The following is a 2,330-nucleotide window of genomic DNA, read 5'->3' as shown; positions in this document are numbered from 1 at the left end:
TCGGACGGACAAGAGATATGGAAGAGTTGTACGCGGCGGACTACAGTGGGGCTATGCATGGTGAGGCACGAAGGCGCGTGGAAGCGCTGGCACATGTACCTGTCGAAGAAGGCGTGAGAGTTTTTTTGCTGTTTTTTTTATCACCAAAAACCATAACGAACACCCTTTTTTTTCAATTGCCCGATAGGAGATACCGGCCATTCCAAAGCGATTGACAGATCTGCCGCTTGCCCGGCAAACGGTTCGATGAGATGCGGCACCAGATAGGAACCATCATGCCAGAGGTTTGGCGGTTACACACAAGGCAGGTTTTTCCCTTGAGAACCACAAATTCCGATTGCGGTAGGGGGTCTTCATTGAGGAATCTCGGTAAAAAAATTATTCAAAAAGGTGTTTATTAAGAGAACTCACTTTTTCCCGAACAGTGAATTGAACCAGTTGAAGATCCCGTCAAAGATCCCGCCCTGCTGGGTCGGGGTTGCAACGGGTGCCATCTGGGTCGGTGCCGGAGTCGCTGCGGTTGTCACCCGGGGCTGGAGCGGAGTAACCTGGGCGAGTTCCCCGATGGTCTTGACGCCAGCTGCGCCTTCCTTTTTATAGAACACGGCATACGTGCTGAAGTGCGAGACCTGGGCGCTGACCGTGCGGGTCACCGGGTCGACAACCGTTGGCACCTCAACCCATGCATTGGCTACCGGGTCGAAGGTCTGGATGGTCATCGCAGCAGTGTTGCCGTTGACTGCGGCAAGGGCCTCTGCCCACTGGTCTGCGGTCATGGTAAAGGATACGGTGACTGGAGAGCCGGAGAACTGCGCACCCGTGGGTCCGCATTCAATGGCCAGGCCGGAGAACGAGAAGGTTCCGGTCGTTGCCGTGTCGATGGTAACTGTTGCAGGGTCAAGGGGCGTTACGGTGATCTCTCCCACGGGTTGGCCGGGGTTCAGGGTTCCGGGTCCCATGACCGCGGTTGTACCGGCCTGGATATCTACCTGGGAGGCGAATCCTGCTGACGGATCAGTTTCAATGGTGTAATCCGCAAGCACCTGGCCCTCCTGGTTGTGGGTGATGGTCGCCGTTGTGGTCGTTGTTCCCTGCATCGGGGCTAACTGGGCCGGTGCGGCCGGAGCAGCGGGTGCTGCGGGGGCTTCCGGAGCTGAACCGCCATATCCTTCACTATCACTGGGCGGACTGGGCGGTGGGGGGGGTGGAGTTATCGTATACGTTCTCGCAAAACGGGTGTCAGACCCCTCTGTCACCGTAATTGTAATAGATCCTGAGTTAACACCCGTGACGGTAAACGTCAGGTCGTAGGTATTCGCAGGATTTACGTTGGTAACCTTACCAACTACGGCATAATTAATGCCAACCTGGCCACCGGATCGTGTCCCGCTTATGGAAACATCATATGTTCCTTTCTTGATGTTAGCGTTTAGCGTGATTGGATTATTCGATTCTCTGATTATTTCAGATCCATCCGGACGGCGCACAACGAGCGTGGTAGTACCGGTGATTCCCTTGGTTGTTGTTAATGTTGTTTCAACATCACCATTGGAGAAATCAAAAGGCACATCAACCGAATTCAGTCTCACTGTATTGTCAGTTACGTCAAGATTGTCCGAAGTAATCCTGTATCCTAATTGGTTTGTGTTGGAAAGGCCCGTGATGCTGACGGTGATAACGGTGCCTGGTGGGATGGCCGTTCCGTCAGCTAATGTCGATGTCGCAGTGAATGCCGAGGCTGCCGGCACCAGGGCACAGCAGAACAGGGCAACAAGGACAAGGGTAAGTAAATCGCGATTGCGTTTCATAAAGGCATATCTCCCGGAAATATATCCAATCCTATTATTTCACGCTCTGATAAAACTTCTGATTAGCGTTTTGTCATGATATTAATACGTTTGCCGTAAAATTTCTTCACTGACAGTGTATTAATGGTAGATTTAAAACTTTTGAGAAAAATCCTGTCAATTTCTGGGATTTTGGCAGGAAACGGGCAGGCGAATGGGATGCGCTGGCACGGGTTTGAGGGGTTCTATGACTGCACGATTCATTTCCATCCGACGTAAAAGAGGAATTTTTACCAGCATTCTGCAAAGATATTTTTAAATGAAGCCACGGATTCGGCCGGATTATTTTTTCTTTTTTATCAAAGGGAAAATGAAAAGAATAAATGGAATAATGGATGAAATATCATACCCTGACATAATTCATTGAACGATGAAATACCAAAAATAATTCAGAGAAATGATTTGTGAGCACAATCATGTCACCCACCGTATCCCTTCCCCCGCAGGAATCGCATCGAGCACGGGCAGAGGATATGGCATCGT

Annotated in this window: 2 protein-coding genes; one reads left to right on the top strand and one right to left on the bottom strand. The window is 50.7% G+C overall.

The features are described 5' to 3' along the window. Positions 1–215: hypothetical protein (locus tag CW742_RS10820; protein WP_292420280.1), on the top strand; the 215-nt coding region annotated here is incomplete at its 5' end. A 192-nt stretch (positions 216–407) separates the two neighbouring features. On the opposite strand, the gene CW742_RS10815 is transcribed toward CW742_RS10820, so the two are convergent. Continuing rightward, entirely contained in the window at positions 408–1,808 is a 1,401-nt protein-coding gene (locus CW742_RS10815) for a hypothetical protein (protein WP_292420278.1), read from the bottom strand. Positions 1,809–2,330 lie beyond the last annotated feature (522 nt).

It is taken from the genome of Methanoregula sp., assembly GCF_002835825.1.
Taxonomy (GTDB): Archaea; Halobacteriota; Methanomicrobia; order Methanomicrobiales; family Methanospirillaceae; genus Methanoregula.
This window is presented reverse-complemented; position numbering and strand designations above follow the sequence as displayed.